Here is a 14,086-nt window from a genome sequence, read left to right on the forward strand (position 1 = left end):
CCCGACGTGGAGCGTGGTCGCGATCGGCTCGCGGCAGCCGGGCCCGAGGTGACGGTTCAGGGCAGGAACAGCACGACAGACGACGGGTACGTGCCGGCCGCTGCGTCAGCCCGGACCGTCCGGATGCGCCATGTCGAACGCGCGGGCAACTTTGTCGGGCACGACCATGCGCCACGCGTCGACGACCAGTTCGCGCGCTTCCGCGGGCTCCAACGAGGCAAGATCCGCGTGCACCCAGTTGAAACGCATGTCGGATGCCGTCGGCATCTGGAACTTCCGGGGATCGCCCCCGACCAGAGCCGCCCGCTCCTCCTTCGGGAATGCGAAGCCCATGACGGTCTCATCGCGGGAGAACGCCACGTAGACGAGCTGTCCGACACGGAACTTCAGCATGCCGCGCACGTACACCCGATACGAGCGCTCCAACTCGGCCTCCAGCGCCAGGACATCCTGGATCACAGCCATGTTCAGTCTCCCGCGTAGGCTATTCGCCGCGGCGTCAGTGCGCGGCTGCCCTCACCATCGGCCCCGCCGCCGTCAGCGACGGGAACGATGGGATCACACTGCGCAGATATGCATGCAGGACGCGGTCGATGTCGGTGGCTGCCGGGTTGTAGAGCCACTGGATCTGCAGCCCGTCCATGAGTGCCAGGAAGGTGGCCGCCAGGGTGTCGGAGTCTTCGCTGGACTGGAGCTGACCGGCCTGCCGGACCTGTTCGAACGCGCGGGACAGATACAGGCGCAGGCGGTCGTATTGCAGACGGTGATGCTCGTGTGCGGGATGCTCAGCCGCAGTCGCATCTGCGCGGAGAAGGCTGTAGAGCTGGATGAGGCCGGGGCGTTCGGCGTTGTGGGTGGAGACGGCGGCCACGGCGGCGAGTGAATCGACTCCAGACGTGTTGCGAATCAGCTCCGCGTCTTCTTCCTGCCTCTGATCCAGTACCGCAGTGAGCAGCTCTTCCTTGCTCTTGAAATGGTGCCCCAGCCCACGCCTGCTGATCCCTGCGCGGTCGGCGACGTCATTCAATGAGGTCGCGAAGTACCCGACCTGCGCGAACGCCTGCATACCGGCTTCCAGAATTCGCTGCCGAACGGCAGCGGTTTTCGCGTATGGCCCTCGAACGCCGGCTCCGCCTTCGGTCGTCATCGTGCGCTCCTTCACCTCGGGATCGAATTTACCCCACCATGGCGATATTTGTGCTACTGTCTCCAAAACCGCCACAGTTGGGTATTTTAGCGGTGGATCATCGAGGAGGATGTCGTGCTGTCAGAGCAGACCGCCGTTGCCGGCGCAGAGGTCGACAAGATGCCGATCCGTTCGGCAGGTCGCACCCTCTTCAACGACGGCTGGTCGTTTCGCGAGAAGGTGACGGCTTTCCAAGAGCTGGGCGGCAGTTCCGCCTCCGCCTGGGCTCCTGTCCGGCTTCCGCACGATGGCCTCATCGGGCAGGCTCGTCGTGCGGACGCGCCGCGCGGTGAGACCAACGGGTACTTCCCGGGTGGCGTCTTCGAGTACCGCAAGACGTTCCTCGCTCCCGAAGCGGACAGCGGGCGACGCGTGCTCCTGGAGTTCGACGGTGTCTACCGGGACGCCGCGATCTTCGTGAACGGCCATCTGGCCGGGCAGCGAGCCTTCGGATACTCCCGCTTCACCGTCCGCATCGATCCCTTCCTCGTTTTCGGGGAGGACAACGAGATCCGTGTGGAGTGCCGCACCCACCTCGACAGCCGGTGGTATGCGGGCGCCGGCATCTATCGCGACGTGCACCTGCTCGTGAAAGATGCGGGGCACATCGTCCCCGATGGCGTGCGGGTCGCCACGCCCGTCGTCGATGCCGACGCAGCAGTCGTCGAGGTGACAGCTGAGGTGGAGAACGGCACCGCACTCACCAGGACCTACCGCCTCGACATCCTCATCGTCGACGCGGGAGGTGCCGTCGTCGCCAGCGGTGACTCGCCCGTCACGCTCCTTCCCGGCACTCGTGCGACGGTCCGACGGAGACTGTTCATCGACGAGCCGGCGCTGTGGAGCGTCGACTCGCCGAACCTCCACGACGTCCTCCTCACAATGCGTGACGGCGACCAGGTCGTCGACGAGGAGGCGGTGGCGCTCGGCATCCGATCACTGCAGCTCGATCCGCGGAACGGGCTGCGCATCAACGGGCAGTCGATCAAGCTTCGCGGCGCCTGCATCCATCTCGACAACGGCCCGCTCGGTGCGGTGTCGATGCGGGCTGCCGAGGAGCGCAAGGTCGCCCGGCTGAAGGCAGCGGGATTCAACGCCATCCGCAGTTCGCATTGTCCGATGAGCACGGCGCTGCTCGAGGCATGTGATCGACTCGGGATGCTGGTGATGGACGAGACGTTCGACGTCTGGACCTCCGGCAAGAGCGACTACGACTACTCGTTCGACTTTCCCGAATGGTGGGAACGTGACGTCGAGGCGCTGGTCGCCAAGGACTTCAACCACCCCAGCGTGATCTTCTACTCGATCGGCAACGAGATCCCGGAGACCGGTACGCCGATCGGGTCCACCTGGGGACGTCGCCTGGCAGAGAAGGTGCGTGCGCTCGATCCGACGCGGTTCGTCACCAACGGGATCAACCCGTTCGTCTCGATGCTCGACACGATCGTGCCGCAGATGAAGGCGCGCCGCGATGCCGCGGACGACGCGGCCGGCCAGGGCGGAGTGAACACGATGATGGCCGGCTTCGGTCAGATGATGGGTCACATCCAGTCGTCGGCCGCCGCCACCGAACGTACGGAGGAATCGTTCGCAGTGCTCGATGTGGCCGGCATGAACTACGCCGATGCCCGCTACCTCGCGGACGCTGAGCAGTTCCCCGGCCGGATCATCGTCGGCACCGAGACCTGGCCGAGCTCCATCGCGGGAAACTGGGAACTCGTCAAAGCCGATCGGCGGATCATCGGCGACTTCACCTGGACGGGGTGGGACTACCTCGGTGAGACCGGCATCGGCACCGTGCGCTACGCGGCGGCGGGGGACACCTCGAGTGCGTCGCCCCAGCTCACGTCCTTCTCAGGCGGTTTTCCGGAACTGACAGCCTGGTGCGGGGACATCGACATCGTCGGCCACCGCCGGACCGTCTCGTACTTTCGAGAGACGGTTTTCGGGCTGCGGACAGAGCCGTACATCGCCGTCGACAGGCCCGCATTCCACGATGTCCCGATCGCGGTCGCGACGCCGTGGTCGTGGACCGACTCGCTCGGCAGCTGGTCATGGCCGGGGTTCGAGGACCGCGGTGTCAGAGTCGAGGTCTACAGCGACGCCGACGAGATCGAACTGCTGCTGGACGACAACGTGATCGACCGGCGGCCTGTCGGCGAGGAGGCGCCGTTCCGAGCGGCATTCGAAACGAGCTACCGCCCCGGAGTCCTCACCGCCGTCGCCTACACGAGCGGCGTCGAAACCGGGCGATCTGAGCTTCGCAGCGCGACCGACGACATCGTCTTGCGGGTCGACGCAGAGCGCAACGAGTTGCGTCTCGACGGCACCGATCTCGGATACATCGGCGTGACTCTCACTGATCTGGACGGGGTCCTGCACACGACCCGCGACCGCTCGGTGAGCGTCCACGTCGACGGTCCCGCCGTGCTCCAGGCACTCGGCAGCGGCAACCCCGCCCCCACGGAGGCATTCGCCACCGCCGATCACCGCACCTTCGACGGTCGCCTCCTGGCCATCATCCGGCCGACCGGACCAGGGGCGATAACGGTCACTGCAACCGCCGACGACTGCGTTCCTGCCGTCGTCGTCCTCACCGCCAACTGAACACATCCGCACGTAACCTCGACAAAGGAGTCTTCCCATGTCCGTACACGACAACCAGCCACCGGTTCCTTCGGCCGGCGCCTTCCCACTGCCCAACGTCGGCGCAGCGGAGGAGCTCGAGCAGCAGCTCGCTGTGCTCAACGCAAACGAGCCGGATGACCTGCCCAAGGTGAGTCGCACCTGGATTCTCTTCAACACCCTGGCGGTGTTCGGTGCGTTCATCGCGCTCGTCACCCCGATCGCGATCGCCCTCGCCATTCAGGTCAACCGCCTCGCACCCGGAAACGAAGCCTCGCTCGGCGTCATCCTGGGCATCGGCTCGCTGGCAGCCGTCATCGTCGGCCCGCTCACGGGCCAGCTGAGCGATCGCACCCGGTCACGTTTCGGCCGCCGTTCGCCGTGGGCACTCGGAGCGCTTCTGGTCGGTCTCGTCGGACTCGCCATCATGGGCGCCGCTCCGAACCTCATCGTTCTGGGTGTGGGCTGGGCTGTGGCACAGGTCGGCCTGCAGACGGTGATCAACAGCCTCAGCGCGATCGGCGCCGACCACCTTCCGGAGTCGCAGCGTGGAAAGGTCGGCGGCCTCGGAGGTGCCGCGTCGATGGCCGCGCCGGTATTCGGCGCCATCATCGGTGGCGGACTCTCCGGGAACCCGCTCCTGCTGTTCCTGGTGCCGGGCATCATCGCGCTCATCCTGGTCCCGCTGTTCCTGCTGGTCGTCAAGGAGAAGGACTCCCGCTCGCTGACCTTCGATGCTCGCCTCACCGTGATGGGCGTCTTCGCGAAGTACGTGTTCAACCCGAAGCGGTACCCCGACTACTCGTGGAACTGGGCTGGCCGGTTCGCGTTCTACTTCGGACTGACCCTCAGCACGACGTTCACCGCATTCTTCTTCTCGCAGCGCCTCGGCGTGCCGGTGGACGACATCGGCGGCGTTGTCGCGATCGTGGGGCTGGTGGGCATCGTGGGAACCATGGGAGGTGCACTGGCGAGCGGGTTCCTCTCCGACAAGATCCGTCGGCGCAAGCCCTTCGTGCTCAGCGCCGCCGTCATCTTCGCTCTGGGTTCGATGATCATCTTCGTCGCCCCGGAACTCCCGCTCCTCGTCGCAGGCTCGTTCCTGTGCAATCTGGGAATCGGCGTCTTCTCAGCCGTCGATCAGGCCCTCGTCCTTGACGTGCTGCCCGAGAAGAAGACGGACGCCGGTCGCTTCCTGGCGATCACCCAGTTCGCAACCACCATTCCGCAGGGCCTCGCGCCGTTCATGGCATCCCTTGTGATCACGCTCGGCGCAGCCGCCGGCGGCGAGAACAACTACGCCATCCTCTACGTCGCCGCGGCCGTCCTGACCCTCCTCGGCGGACTGCTGGTGCTACGGGTAAAGTCCGTCCGCTGAGCCGCACGCAACCATCAAGGAGCATCCGATGACCAGTTGGCACGCGTCGTTCATCAGCGCGACCGCCCCGACCGAAGCAGGGGACCCGGCGGTGTACTTCCGCCGAGAGTTCGACCTCGTGGAGACACCTGCTCGCGCCATGCTCCGAGTCACCGCGCTCGGGATCGTCGAACCGCATCTGAACGGAGCACGGGTCGGGGACGAGGTGCTCGCACCCGGTTGGACGTCGTACCGCAACCGGTTGATGGTGAGCTCGTACGACGTCACCGATCAGCTACGGGTGGGAGCGAATGCCGTCGGCGCAATCGTGGGCGAGGGCTGGGCGGTCGGTGGGCTGACGTGGGAGAACACTCGCCACAATTACGCCGACCGCCCTGCGCTGTTCCTCGAACTCGAGATCGGCTACCCGGACCGCACCGAGTTCATCGTCTCGGATGAGACGTTCCGGGTCGGGTCGGGGAGCGTGCGCGCAAACGGCATCTATTCGGGTGAAGTTCATGATGCGCGCCTGGAGCCGGAAGGCTGGACCCGCGCGGGCTTCGACGACAGCAATTGGGCCGGAGCCCAGCCGTTCCCCTGGGATCTCTCCACTCTCGAGTCGCCTTCGGCGCCCCCGATCCGGCGGGTCGAGGAGCGTGCGCCTATCAGCATCACGAAGAGCCCTTCCGGCAGGATGATCGTCGACTTCGGCCAGAACCTCTCCGGCTGGGTGCGACTGACGGTCAGCGGCGACCGGGGCCGCACGATCACGCTGCGCCACGCTGAGCTGCTCACCCCGGATGGCGAACTCGAACACGAGACGAACCGGACGGCTGATGCCACGGACAGCTACACGCTGCGCGGCTCCGGAACGGAGTCATGGGAGCCCGGATTCACCTTCCACGGATTCCGGTACGTACAGGTCGACGGATGGCCGGGAGAGATCGATCCCGACGCGCTGCGGGCGATCGTCGTGCACAGCGACATGACCCGCACCGGGTGGTTCGAGACCTCTCATCCGCTTGTCGACAAGCTGCACGAGAACACCGTGTGGTCGATGCGTGGCAACTTCGTCGGCGTGCCGACGGACTGCCCGCAGCGTGACGAGCGCCTCGGCTGGACCGGTGATCTGAACGCGTTCGCGCCGGCGGCGACGTACCTGTACGACACCCGCGGCGTCCTCGGCTCCTGGTTGCGGGATCTCGCCGCCGAGCAGCGCGAGTCGGGGACCGTTCCCTGGGTCGTACCCGATGTGCTGCCGACCGCATCGACTCCCACGGCCCTGTGGAGCGATGTCGCAGTAAGCCTTCCCTGGGCGCTGTACCAGGAGTACGGGGACCTCGCGATCCTCCGTGAGAGTTACGAGTCGATGTCCACGTTCATGCGCCAGGTCGAGGACCTGCTCGATGACGGTGGACTGTGGAGTTCGGGATTCCAGTTCGGAGACTGGCTGGACCCCGATGCGCCGGCGAATAACCCCGCCGGCGGCAAGACCGACCGCTACCTCGTGGCCAACGCGTACTTGTGCAAGACCACACGTGAGATGGCGGCGGCCGCAGAGCTTCTCGGACGTGCCGCCGATGCGGCGCACTTCGCCGACATGCATCGTCGGGTGCTGGACGCGTTCCGGCGCGAGTTCGTGACCGAGTCGGGACGGGTCGTGAACGAGTCCGCCACGGCATACGCGCTGACGATCATGTTCGACATCCTCGGTGAGGCGCAGAGACCGAAAGCAGGAGCTCGGCTCGCCGAGATCGTCGAAGCAGCCGGCTACACGATCTCCACGGGCTTTGCGGGAACTCCTCTGGTCACCGATGCGCTGAGCAGCACCGGTCATATCGATGAGGCGTACAAGATGCTGCTCGAGAAGCAGTGCCCCTCCTTCCTGTATCCGATCACAATGGGGGCGACAACCATCTGGGAGCGCTGGGACGCGGTTCTTCCCGACGGCACACTGAACTCGACCGGCATGACCAGCCTCAACCACTACGCACTGGGCGCAGTCGCGGATTGGCTGCATCGAGTCGTGGGCGGACTTTCGAGGCAGGAGCCCGGATGGAAGCGGATCTCCATCGCCCCCAAACCAGGTGGCGGCCTGATGTCCGCACGCACGTCCCACGCGACGCCGTACGGGTTGGCCGAGGTGTCGTGGCGGGTGCAGGACGGTGAAATGATCGTCGAGGTCACCATCCCAGCCGGGACCACCGCCACGGTGAGACTCCCGCTGCACCCTCAGGGGTCGATCGAGGAGGTCGGACCGGGCGAGCACTCCTGGCGCTATAGCGCGCCGGTGGGATACGGGGAGCGGGCGACTTTCACGATGGACACACCGATCAAAGAGATCTCGGCGGACCCTCGCATCTGGGCCGCAGTCGTCGACGTCTTCAAGGTGTACTTTCCCGGTGTGCCGATCGACGCGGCGGGAGCCCACCTGGCGGCGATGCCGCTCAGTGCCGTCCTCGAACGGATGCCTGGTGCAGCGGTCGCAGATCTCGCCCGCGACTTGGAGATCGCAATCAGCGACTCGCGAGAGGCCGTCCATGTCTGACCCCACCGCGGTGCGCACATCGATTCGTCCCGGGGAGCCGTGGCTGGACACCACCGGCAATCGAATCCAAGCCCACGGCGGTTCGATCCACTACGAGGACGGCACCTTCTACTGGTACGGCGAGAACAAGGAGCGGACAACCCCCGGCAGTGGGAACTGGCATTGGGGCGTGCGTGCCTACGTCTCGACAGACCTCTACAACTGGGAAGACCGCGGCCTGATCATCCCGCCCGTGCTGGACGACCCCGCGTCTCCGCTCCATCCCGCGCAGAAGATGGACCGCCCGCACATCATCTTCAACGAGGCGACCAAGAAGTACGTGTGCTGGCTGAAGGTGATGGGCGAGGGAGCGCACGACACTCAGGCATCCACAGTCCTCACCGCGGACCACTTGCTCGGACCGTACGAGATCATCCAGACCGGACTGCAACCGCTCGGGATGAGTGCCGGCGATTTCGACCTCGTCGTCGACGCCGACACCAAGAAGGCGTACTACTACTTCGAGAAGGTGCACACCGACCTGGTGTGCGCGGAACTCACCGAGGACTACACGGATGTCTCGGGCGAGTACAGCACGCACTTCCCACACCCCGGGCCGCCCTTCACACGTGAGGCCCCGGCACACTTCACCCGCGACGGTGTGCACTACCTGGTGACATCAGGGTCCACCGGGTACTTCCCCAACTTCAGCGAGATCGCCTCCGCCCCCGAACACCACGGGCCCTGGTCCATCCTGGGCGACCCCCACCCGGGTGACCCGACGAGGACCTCCTACCGCTCGCAGATCAGCTCTGTCTTCGAACACCCGCACAAGAAGGATCTGTACATCGCGCTCGCCGATCGGTGGCTCCCGCAGCTGCCGAAGGACATGCCGAACGTCTACGAGATCGTTGCCGCGATGGCGCGCGGCGAAGCGCCTCCGGCAGAGGCGAGGGGCGATCGTTCAGCGATGGCCGCGGGCCTGGGAGAGAACACCGCGATCGCCGACTACGTGTGGCTGCCGATCCGCTTCGACGGCGAGATCCCGCTCATCGAGTGGTCGGACGAATGGCGTGTCGAAGACTTCGCCGACCGCTGAATCACCGCACCCATCGCGGAGACCGCCATCCGTCGCTGGTCGTGGTCCGTGGTGTCCGTCACGGTGGTCTCCGGGTCAGTCTGCGGCTGCGAGCGATTGATCTGCTCGAGGACGTCGCGGGATTCGAAGGGTGCTGTCGGCGGTCATTCGGTGCCCGGCCGTGCGGATGATCCTGATCTGCTCGAAGCCCGTTCGGTGGCGCTCCAGCTGGCGAGGAGCGCAAGTGCGTCCGCGGCGGGCGTGCCAGGCTCCGCGGTGTACGCGAACAGGGTGAGGCCTTCGTCGCCGGGCAGCTGCATAGCCTGGAACGTGAGTTCGAACTGCCCGACGGCCGGGTGGTGGAACGACTTCGTGCCGGTGCGATGGAAGCGGACGTTCTGCTCGGCCCACATCTTCCGGAACTTCTCACTTCTCGTGGAGAGTTCGCCGATCAGATCGGACAGATCGCGGTTATGAGGGTCACGGGCGGCTTCCTGGCGAAGGATCGCAACGATGTCCCTCGCCATCGCGTCCCACGCCGGGAGCTCGGTGACGGAGGTTTCGTCGAGGAAGACGTACCGGGCGAAATTCACCGGCTCGTCGTCGTCCGCGTGATACAGCGCCTTGGCCAGGCTGTTCATGGCGATCACATCGAGACGCCCGTTCTGAACGAAGGCCGGCACCCCGGTCATCCCGTCCAGCAGGTGCTGCACGCTGGGCCGCACCTTCTGCACCGACCGGCGTCGGTGCCGAGGCGGGGAGGCGCTGGCCGCCTTGGCGAGGTCGAACAGATAGGCCCGCTCGGCGTCGTCGAGTTCGAGCGCACGGGCGAGGGACGACAGGATGCTGTCGGACACGCCGGAGAGGTTGCCTCGCTCGAGGCGGTTGTAATAGTCGACGCTCATCCCCGAGATCATTGCGAGCTCTTCGCGACGCAGGCCGGGGACGCGGCGGACACCGCCGTGGGTCTGCACGCCGGCCATCTCGGGTGTGATCCGGGCACGGCGCGACTTCAGGAACTCCTGAACATCTTTGCTGTTGGTCACCATCCCACGGTACGCGCGCCATTTCGTCTGCTGGGAGGTACTGGCGTTACACGGAAGAGCAGCCACTACCTGTGACCGGGCGAGTGGAGTTCAGTGGAATACGCAAGCCTCGCTGCCCTGCCCTGACTGATAGCGCTACGGACGCCCACCGAGAAGGAACCACCTCATGACTGAAATCGCCGTCCTCATCGGCACCGGAAGCATCGGCGTCGCAGTCGGCCGCCGCGCCGCCGTGGGCCGCAAACTCTTCCTCGCGGATTTCAACGAACGGGCGATGGCAGACGTCGCCTCCCGGCTGCACGACGAAGGCTACGACGTCACCACTCAGCAGATCGATATCGCCGACCACGGCTCCGTCGCATCCCTCGCCGACGCCGCGGCGAGCCTCGGCGATGTCACCCGCGTGATCGTCGCGGCCGGCGTCTCGCCGGTCCAAGCCAGCACACGGCGCGTCCTGGAGGTCGACCTCGCCGGCACGGCCTACGTTCTCGAAGAGTTCGGTCGCGTGATCGCGCCCGGAGGGTCCGGTGTCGTGATCGCGAGCATGGCCGGGCACATGGGTGACGGCTACTCGAAAGACATCGAGCACGCTCTCGCCTACACTCCTGCCGCGGATCTCCTCGGCCTCGCGGCGCTCGACCCGGAAACGGTCGGAGATTCGGGTGCCGCGTACACCCTCGCCAAACGCGCCAACGCGCTTCGCGTGCAGGCAGCTGCCGTGGAGTGGGGTGCGCGCGGCGCTCGGGTGAATTGCCTCAGCCCCGGCATCATCTCCACGCCTCTGGCCCAGGACGAGATGTCCGGCCCGAATGCCGCCGGCTATGCCGCGATGATCGACACCTCCGCCGCACGACGGATGGGTGCCCCGGTCGAGATCGGGAACATCGCCGCCTACCTGCTCGGCCCCGAGGGTGCCTTCATCACGGGCGCGGACCTGCTCATCGACGGCGGGGTCATCGCGGCCATGCGCGCCGGTCAGCTCGGCTGACCTGATTGGAGAATTGACGTGAGTACCTGGACCAAGCAAGAAATCGACACGGTTGCTCGCGCGAGCGAGATCCGCGTCGCCGGTCGCCGCCAAGACGGTTCCGCCCGCACGCTCGTCACCGTATGGCACGTCGTGGTCGACGGCGCTCTGTACGTCCGTTCCGTGTACGGCTCCGAGGGCCAGTGGTACAAGGGCGTCATCCGCCATCTGGAGGGGTTCGTGTCCTGGGGCGGACGCACGCACCCTGTCACCTACATCCCCGACCGCACTCGTGACCCGGACATCGATGACGCCTACTTCGCGAAGTACGGCCGTGGTGCGCCATCCCAGCACATCACGAGTTCTGTCGCGAAGACCACGACGCTTCGCATCGAGCCGAGGTAGTCGGTCACGCAGCCCGAACGAGTCAGCCCCTCGTCCCGAGTCGGGACGAGGGGCTGACTCCGTCACGCCTCGGGGATGTCGAAGGACAGGTACCGGTCATCCGCGTCGGTGGAGGGCTGATACGTGCTGCTGCCCGTGTCGAGCCCGTCGATGTGGGATAGCTCTTCGGGCGTGAGCTCGAAGTCGAAGATGTCGAAGTTCTCCGCGATCCGCTCCGGCTTCACGGACTTGGGGATGGCCGAGCGGCCTTGCTGCACGTGCCAGCGCAGCATCACCTGCGCCGCGCTCTTCCCGTGGGCTGCACCGATCCCCTGCAGCGCCTCGTCGTCCAAGGTGCTCCGGCGGTCGTCCCCGAATCCGGGGTAGAACGTGATGCCGCCGATCGGAGACCATGCCTGCGTCACGATGCCCAGTTCCGCGTGCAGGTTCTGAAGCACGCGCTGCTGCGAGTACGGGTGCAGCTCGATCTGGTTCACCGCCGGCACCACGCTCGTCTGCGCCTGCAGGTCGGCGAGGTGCTGCGGCTGGAAGTTGGAGACCCCGATCGCACGGACTCGACCGTCAGCAAGCAGCTGCTCGAGCGCCTGATAGGCAGCGATGGTCCGGTCGAACCGACTCGCGAGCGGCTGGTGCAGGATCAGCAGGTCGATGACATCGACGCCGAGCTTGCCGACGGCTTTGTCATAAGCGTGGAGGGTCTCGTCGTAGCCGAAGTCGCTGACCCAGATTTTGGATTCCAGGAAGATCTCGCCACGATCGATCCCGGATGCGCGGATGCCTTCGCCCACGCTGCGCTCGTTCCCGTAGGAGGCCGCGGTGTCGATGTGGCGGTAGCCCGTGCGGAGCGCGGTCGTCACGGCGTCAGCTGTTTCGGCAGCCGGCGTCTGGAAGACACCGAGGCCGAGGGTCGGCATCGTCACTCCGTTGTTCAGTTCGAGTTGGATCACCATGTTCCGACTGTAAGAACGCACGACCCGCCGCTGGGAGTGACTGGTATTACACCCCTGCCACCCGGCCAGGCAAGCGCCGGTCTCGTCCGCTTCGCTCCCGGTGCGCGAACCGCATGGCAGTCGCATCCCGGAGGGCATACCCTGCATATCCCAGCCCAGCGCCATCTGGGGCCACCACGTCACCGAGGCCGAGTACGACGCGCGCGGCAACGGCGTGGCAACGCACGAACAAGAGTGGCGCCGCGTCAGCCCCCCGGTCCGACCGGATCGATCGGCGCACCGTCGCCGTTCTCGGGCAGATCCCCGCGCTCGACGGGCTCGGGGGCGACCTCCGGCAGGTCGGAGAAGAGGAGTTCGAGTTCGGCATCCGACGGCACATGCGCGGCCTTCGCGGCCGCCAGAAGCTCTTCGGGCGAGGCGTCGCTCATGCCCGTGACTCGGATCAACGCGCCGTCCCGGGCGGCGATGTACTCGTGGACACCTCCGCCTGATCGGTGCCAGACCCCTTCCTCATCGGTGCAGGTCACCGGTTCGTCCGGTGCTTCCCACAATGGGGTCTCGGCGCAGGAGTCCGCCGTCAGCTCGCCTCGGTCCGTTCGGATGGTCAGCATGGCCCCGGTGGTCCCCTTGACCCAGGTGGCCGACATCCCGTCAGCGGCACCCGGCCCGACCGACTGCGGCGCCAGATCGTAGCCGTCCACCTCGGTCGTGTACACGAGTTCAGGCGCGATACCGACGACGCTCGCGCGCTCAGCGATCGAGCTCGGATCGGCGGCATCCGTTCCCGGCGTCTGCGACGCGCATCCGCTGAGAGACACAGCGGCGAGGGCGACGACACCAACGGCTGCCGAAGCCACTCCGCGGTGTGGGCGTGGTCGAGGCATGAGAGCATCCTGCCGTACCCGCGGCTGCCGCACCACGACACGACTCTTCTCTCTTCCCGTCGTCACATTCCCGCGCTTCACCCGGTCCTGTCTTGCGTGGGCTGCCGATCGATGACGGTCGCGACCGGCTCACAATCGACACCGGAAGGAAGGACCTCTGATGACTGACCATGGCGAACTGGCGACGGGCGCCGACGCGGCCGCGATCGTGAGGAGCGTGTGATGGCGGATGCCGACTCCAACGCCGCCGCGTTCAACAGCGCCGTGGGCACAGAGCTCTTCGTGCTGCAATCGGTCGCGAGCTCGACCATCAGCGAAGCCGGGACGCGCAGCACGATCTACTTGTCGACGCTGTCCGGCGGGCTGGTGGCGATCGGCTTCGCGGGCGGATCACCGGCGCTGCTGGCCAGTCTCGCCTTCACCGTCTTTCCGACGATCTTCATGCTCGGGTGGTTCACCGTCGTGCGACTGGTCGACACCAGCGTCGAGAACATCACCGTGCGCCGGCGCATGGAGCGGATCCGTGAACACTTCGTCAGCCTGCACCCTTCGGGACCGGACCTGATCTCGCTCGACAGCCCGCGCACCGGCGAACTGGGTGTGCGCTACTCCCGCTCCTCGTTCCTCTTCACGATGGCGAGCATGATCGGAGCCGTGAACGCCGTGCTCGGGGGAGCGATCATCGCTCTCGTTCTGATCTTCGGATGGGACGTGGAGCCTGTTCTGGCGCAGATCTCGGGGGTGACCGTCGGGTTGCTGCTCCTCACCGCGACGCTGACCTACGAACGCCGCCGGATCCGCGCAGCGTCTTCGAGCCGACGGGTGCACATCTGATGGAAGATCCACGCTCTTGCACGCCCGACGATCTCACAGGGACCGTCGACGAACGGCAGAAGAAGCTCTCGCTCCTTGCGGCCGAATCGCTGTCCGCGGAGTGGCTTGGGCGACAGCTCGACAACGCGCTCGTCGCGTGGGCAGCAGCAGAGACCGAGCTCGACATCTCGAGGGAGGCGCACGCCGACTACTGACGCAGGCGCACGCCGATTCCCCCGAGAACCCGT

Annotated in this window: 13 protein-coding genes; 8 read left to right on the forward strand and 5 right to left on the reverse strand. The window is 66.2% G+C overall.

The window, feature by feature from the left end; translation table 11 throughout:
- Window positions 1–105: 105 nt before the first annotated feature.
- Window positions 106–465, reverse strand: a complete 360-nt coding sequence (locus ABG085_RS01890) for a hypothetical protein (RefSeq protein ID WP_347977753.1) — start codon at window positions 463–465, stop codon at window positions 106–108.
- A gap of 34 nt (window positions 466–499) precedes the next feature.
- A complete protein-coding gene (locus ABG085_RS01895) occupies window positions 500–1,147 on the reverse strand; it encodes a TetR/AcrR family transcriptional regulator (RefSeq protein ID WP_347977754.1) in 648 nt (215 codons plus the stop codon).
- A 114-nt stretch (window positions 1,148–1,261) separates the two neighbouring features.
- On the opposite strand from ABG085_RS01895, the gene ABG085_RS01900 reads away from it, so the two are divergent.
- Genes ABG085_RS01900 through ABG085_RS01915 form a run of 4 tightly spaced genes read left to right on the forward strand, consistent with a single transcriptional unit; the run spans window position 1,262 to window position 8,794 of the window.
- Window positions 1,262–3,793: a glycoside hydrolase family 2 TIM barrel-domain containing protein gene (locus tag ABG085_RS01900; protein ID WP_347977755.1), complete on the forward strand. Its 2,532-nt coding sequence runs from the start codon at window positions 1,262–1,264 to the stop codon at window positions 3,791–3,793.
- A 37-nt stretch (window positions 3,794–3,830) separates the two neighbouring features.
- Window positions 3,831–5,189 carry an MFS transporter gene (locus ABG085_RS01905; protein WP_347977756.1) on the forward strand — a complete coding sequence of 453 codons (1,359 nt, stop codon included), beginning with the start codon at window positions 3,831–3,833 and terminating at the stop codon, window positions 5,187–5,189.
- Between the two features lie 28 nt (window positions 5,190–5,217).
- The gene (locus ABG085_RS01910; RefSeq protein WP_347977757.1) at window positions 5,218–7,716 is read left to right on the forward strand and encodes a glycoside hydrolase family 78 protein; all 2,499 of its coding nucleotides are present in this window, start codon (window positions 5,218–5,220) and stop codon (window positions 7,714–7,716) included.
- Window positions 7,709–8,794, forward strand: coding sequence for a family 43 glycosylhydrolase (locus ABG085_RS01915; protein ID WP_347977758.1), 1,086 nt, complete (start codon window positions 7,709–7,711; stop codon window positions 8,792–8,794). The genes ABG085_RS01910 and ABG085_RS01915 overlap by 8 nt, the downstream gene beginning before the upstream one ends.
- Window positions 8,795–8,937: 143 nt before the next feature.
- Here the strand turns inward: ABG085_RS01915 and ABG085_RS01920 are convergent, their stop codons facing one another.
- On the reverse strand, window positions 8,938–9,822 hold the full coding sequence (locus tag ABG085_RS01920) for a helix-turn-helix transcriptional regulator (RefSeq protein ID WP_347977759.1): 885 nt from the start codon (window positions 9,820–9,822) through the stop codon (window positions 8,938–8,940).
- 163 nt (window positions 9,823–9,985) lie between these two features.
- Between ABG085_RS01920 and ABG085_RS01925 the strand changes: the two genes are divergently transcribed.
- Together ABG085_RS01925 and ABG085_RS01930 are read left to right on the forward strand one after the other, a co-directional pair.
- Window positions 9,986–10,807: an SDR family oxidoreductase gene (locus tag ABG085_RS01925; RefSeq protein WP_347977760.1), complete on the forward strand. Its 822-nt coding sequence runs from the start codon at window positions 9,986–9,988 to the stop codon at window positions 10,805–10,807.
- Window positions 10,808–10,825: 18 nt separating this feature from the next.
- Window positions 10,826–11,191 carry a DUF2255 family protein gene (locus tag ABG085_RS01930; RefSeq protein ID WP_347977761.1) on the forward strand — a complete coding sequence of 122 codons (366 nt, stop codon included), beginning with the start codon at window positions 10,826–10,828 and terminating at the stop codon, window positions 11,189–11,191.
- A gap of 62 nt (window positions 11,192–11,253) precedes the next feature.
- Here ABG085_RS01930 and ABG085_RS01935 read toward each other — a convergent pair whose 3' ends face one another.
- Window positions 11,254–12,141 (reverse strand): aldo/keto reductase, encoded by an 888-nt coding sequence (locus ABG085_RS01935; protein WP_347979261.1) that lies wholly within the window; start codon window positions 12,139–12,141, stop codon window positions 11,254–11,256.
- A gap of 245 nt (window positions 12,142–12,386) precedes the next feature.
- Window positions 12,387–13,025, reverse strand: a complete 639-nt coding sequence (locus ABG085_RS01940) for a hypothetical protein (protein ID WP_347977762.1) — start codon at window positions 13,023–13,025, stop codon at window positions 12,387–12,389.
- A gap of 222 nt (window positions 13,026–13,247) precedes the next feature.
- On the opposite strand from ABG085_RS01940, the gene ABG085_RS01945 reads away from it, so the two are divergent.
- Both ABG085_RS01945 and ABG085_RS01950 read left to right on the forward strand, forming a co-directional pair.
- Window positions 13,248–13,859 carry a hypothetical protein gene (locus tag ABG085_RS01945; protein WP_347977763.1) on the forward strand — a complete coding sequence of 204 codons (612 nt, stop codon included), beginning with the start codon at window positions 13,248–13,250 and terminating at the stop codon, window positions 13,857–13,859.
- Window positions 13,859–14,053, forward strand: a complete 195-nt coding sequence (locus ABG085_RS01950) for a hypothetical protein (RefSeq protein WP_347977764.1) — start codon at window positions 13,859–13,861, stop codon at window positions 14,051–14,053. Before ABG085_RS01945 ends, ABG085_RS01950 begins: the two co-directional genes overlap by 1 nt.
- Window positions 14,054–14,086: the final 33 nt, after the last annotated feature.

The sequence above is a fragment of the Microbacterium sp. ProA8 genome, assembly GCF_039905635.1.
Lineage (GTDB): Bacteria > Actinomycetota > Actinomycetes > Actinomycetales > Microbacteriaceae > Microbacterium > Microbacterium chionoecetis.

What these genes read in the sequence shown, in the direction of transcription:
- ABG085_RS01890 (WP_347977753.1), bottom strand. Translation starts at nt 465, where the DNA reads ATGGCTGTGATCCAGGATGTCCTGGCGCTGGAGGCCGAGTTGGAGCGC.
- ABG085_RS01895 (WP_347977754.1), bottom strand. Translation starts at nt 1,147, where the DNA reads ATGACGACCGAAGGCGGAGCCGGCGTTCGAGGGCCATACGCGAAAACC.
- ABG085_RS01905 (WP_347977756.1), top strand. Translation starts at nt 3,831, where the DNA reads ATGTCCGTACACGACAACCAGCCACCGGTTCCTTCGGCCGGCGCCTTC.
- ABG085_RS01910 (WP_347977757.1), top strand. Translation starts at nt 5,218, where the DNA reads ATGACCAGTTGGCACGCGTCGTTCATCAGCGCGACCGCCCCGACCGAA.
- ABG085_RS01915 (WP_347977758.1), top strand. Translation starts at nt 7,709, where the DNA reads ATGTCTGACCCCACCGCGGTGCGCACATCGATTCGTCCCGGGGAGCCG.
- ABG085_RS01920 (WP_347977759.1), bottom strand. Translation starts at nt 9,822, where the DNA reads ATGGTGACCAACAGCAAAGATGTTCAGGAGTTCCTGAAGTCGCGCCGT.
- ABG085_RS01925 (WP_347977760.1), top strand. Translation starts at nt 9,986, where the DNA reads ATGACTGAAATCGCCGTCCTCATCGGCACCGGAAGCATCGGCGTCGCA.
- ABG085_RS01935 (WP_347979261.1), bottom strand. Translation starts at nt 12,141, where the DNA reads ATGGTGATCCAACTCGAACTGAACAACGGAGTGACGATGCCGACCCTC.
- ABG085_RS01940 (WP_347977762.1), bottom strand. Translation starts at nt 13,025, where the DNA reads ATGCCTCGACCACGCCCACACCGCGGAGTGGCTTCGGCAGCCGTTGGT.
- ABG085_RS01945 (WP_347977763.1), top strand. Translation starts at nt 13,248, where the DNA reads ATGGCGGATGCCGACTCCAACGCCGCCGCGTTCAACAGCGCCGTGGGC.
- ABG085_RS01950 (WP_347977764.1), top strand. Translation starts at nt 13,859, where the DNA reads ATGGAAGATCCACGCTCTTGCACGCCCGACGATCTCACAGGGACCGTC.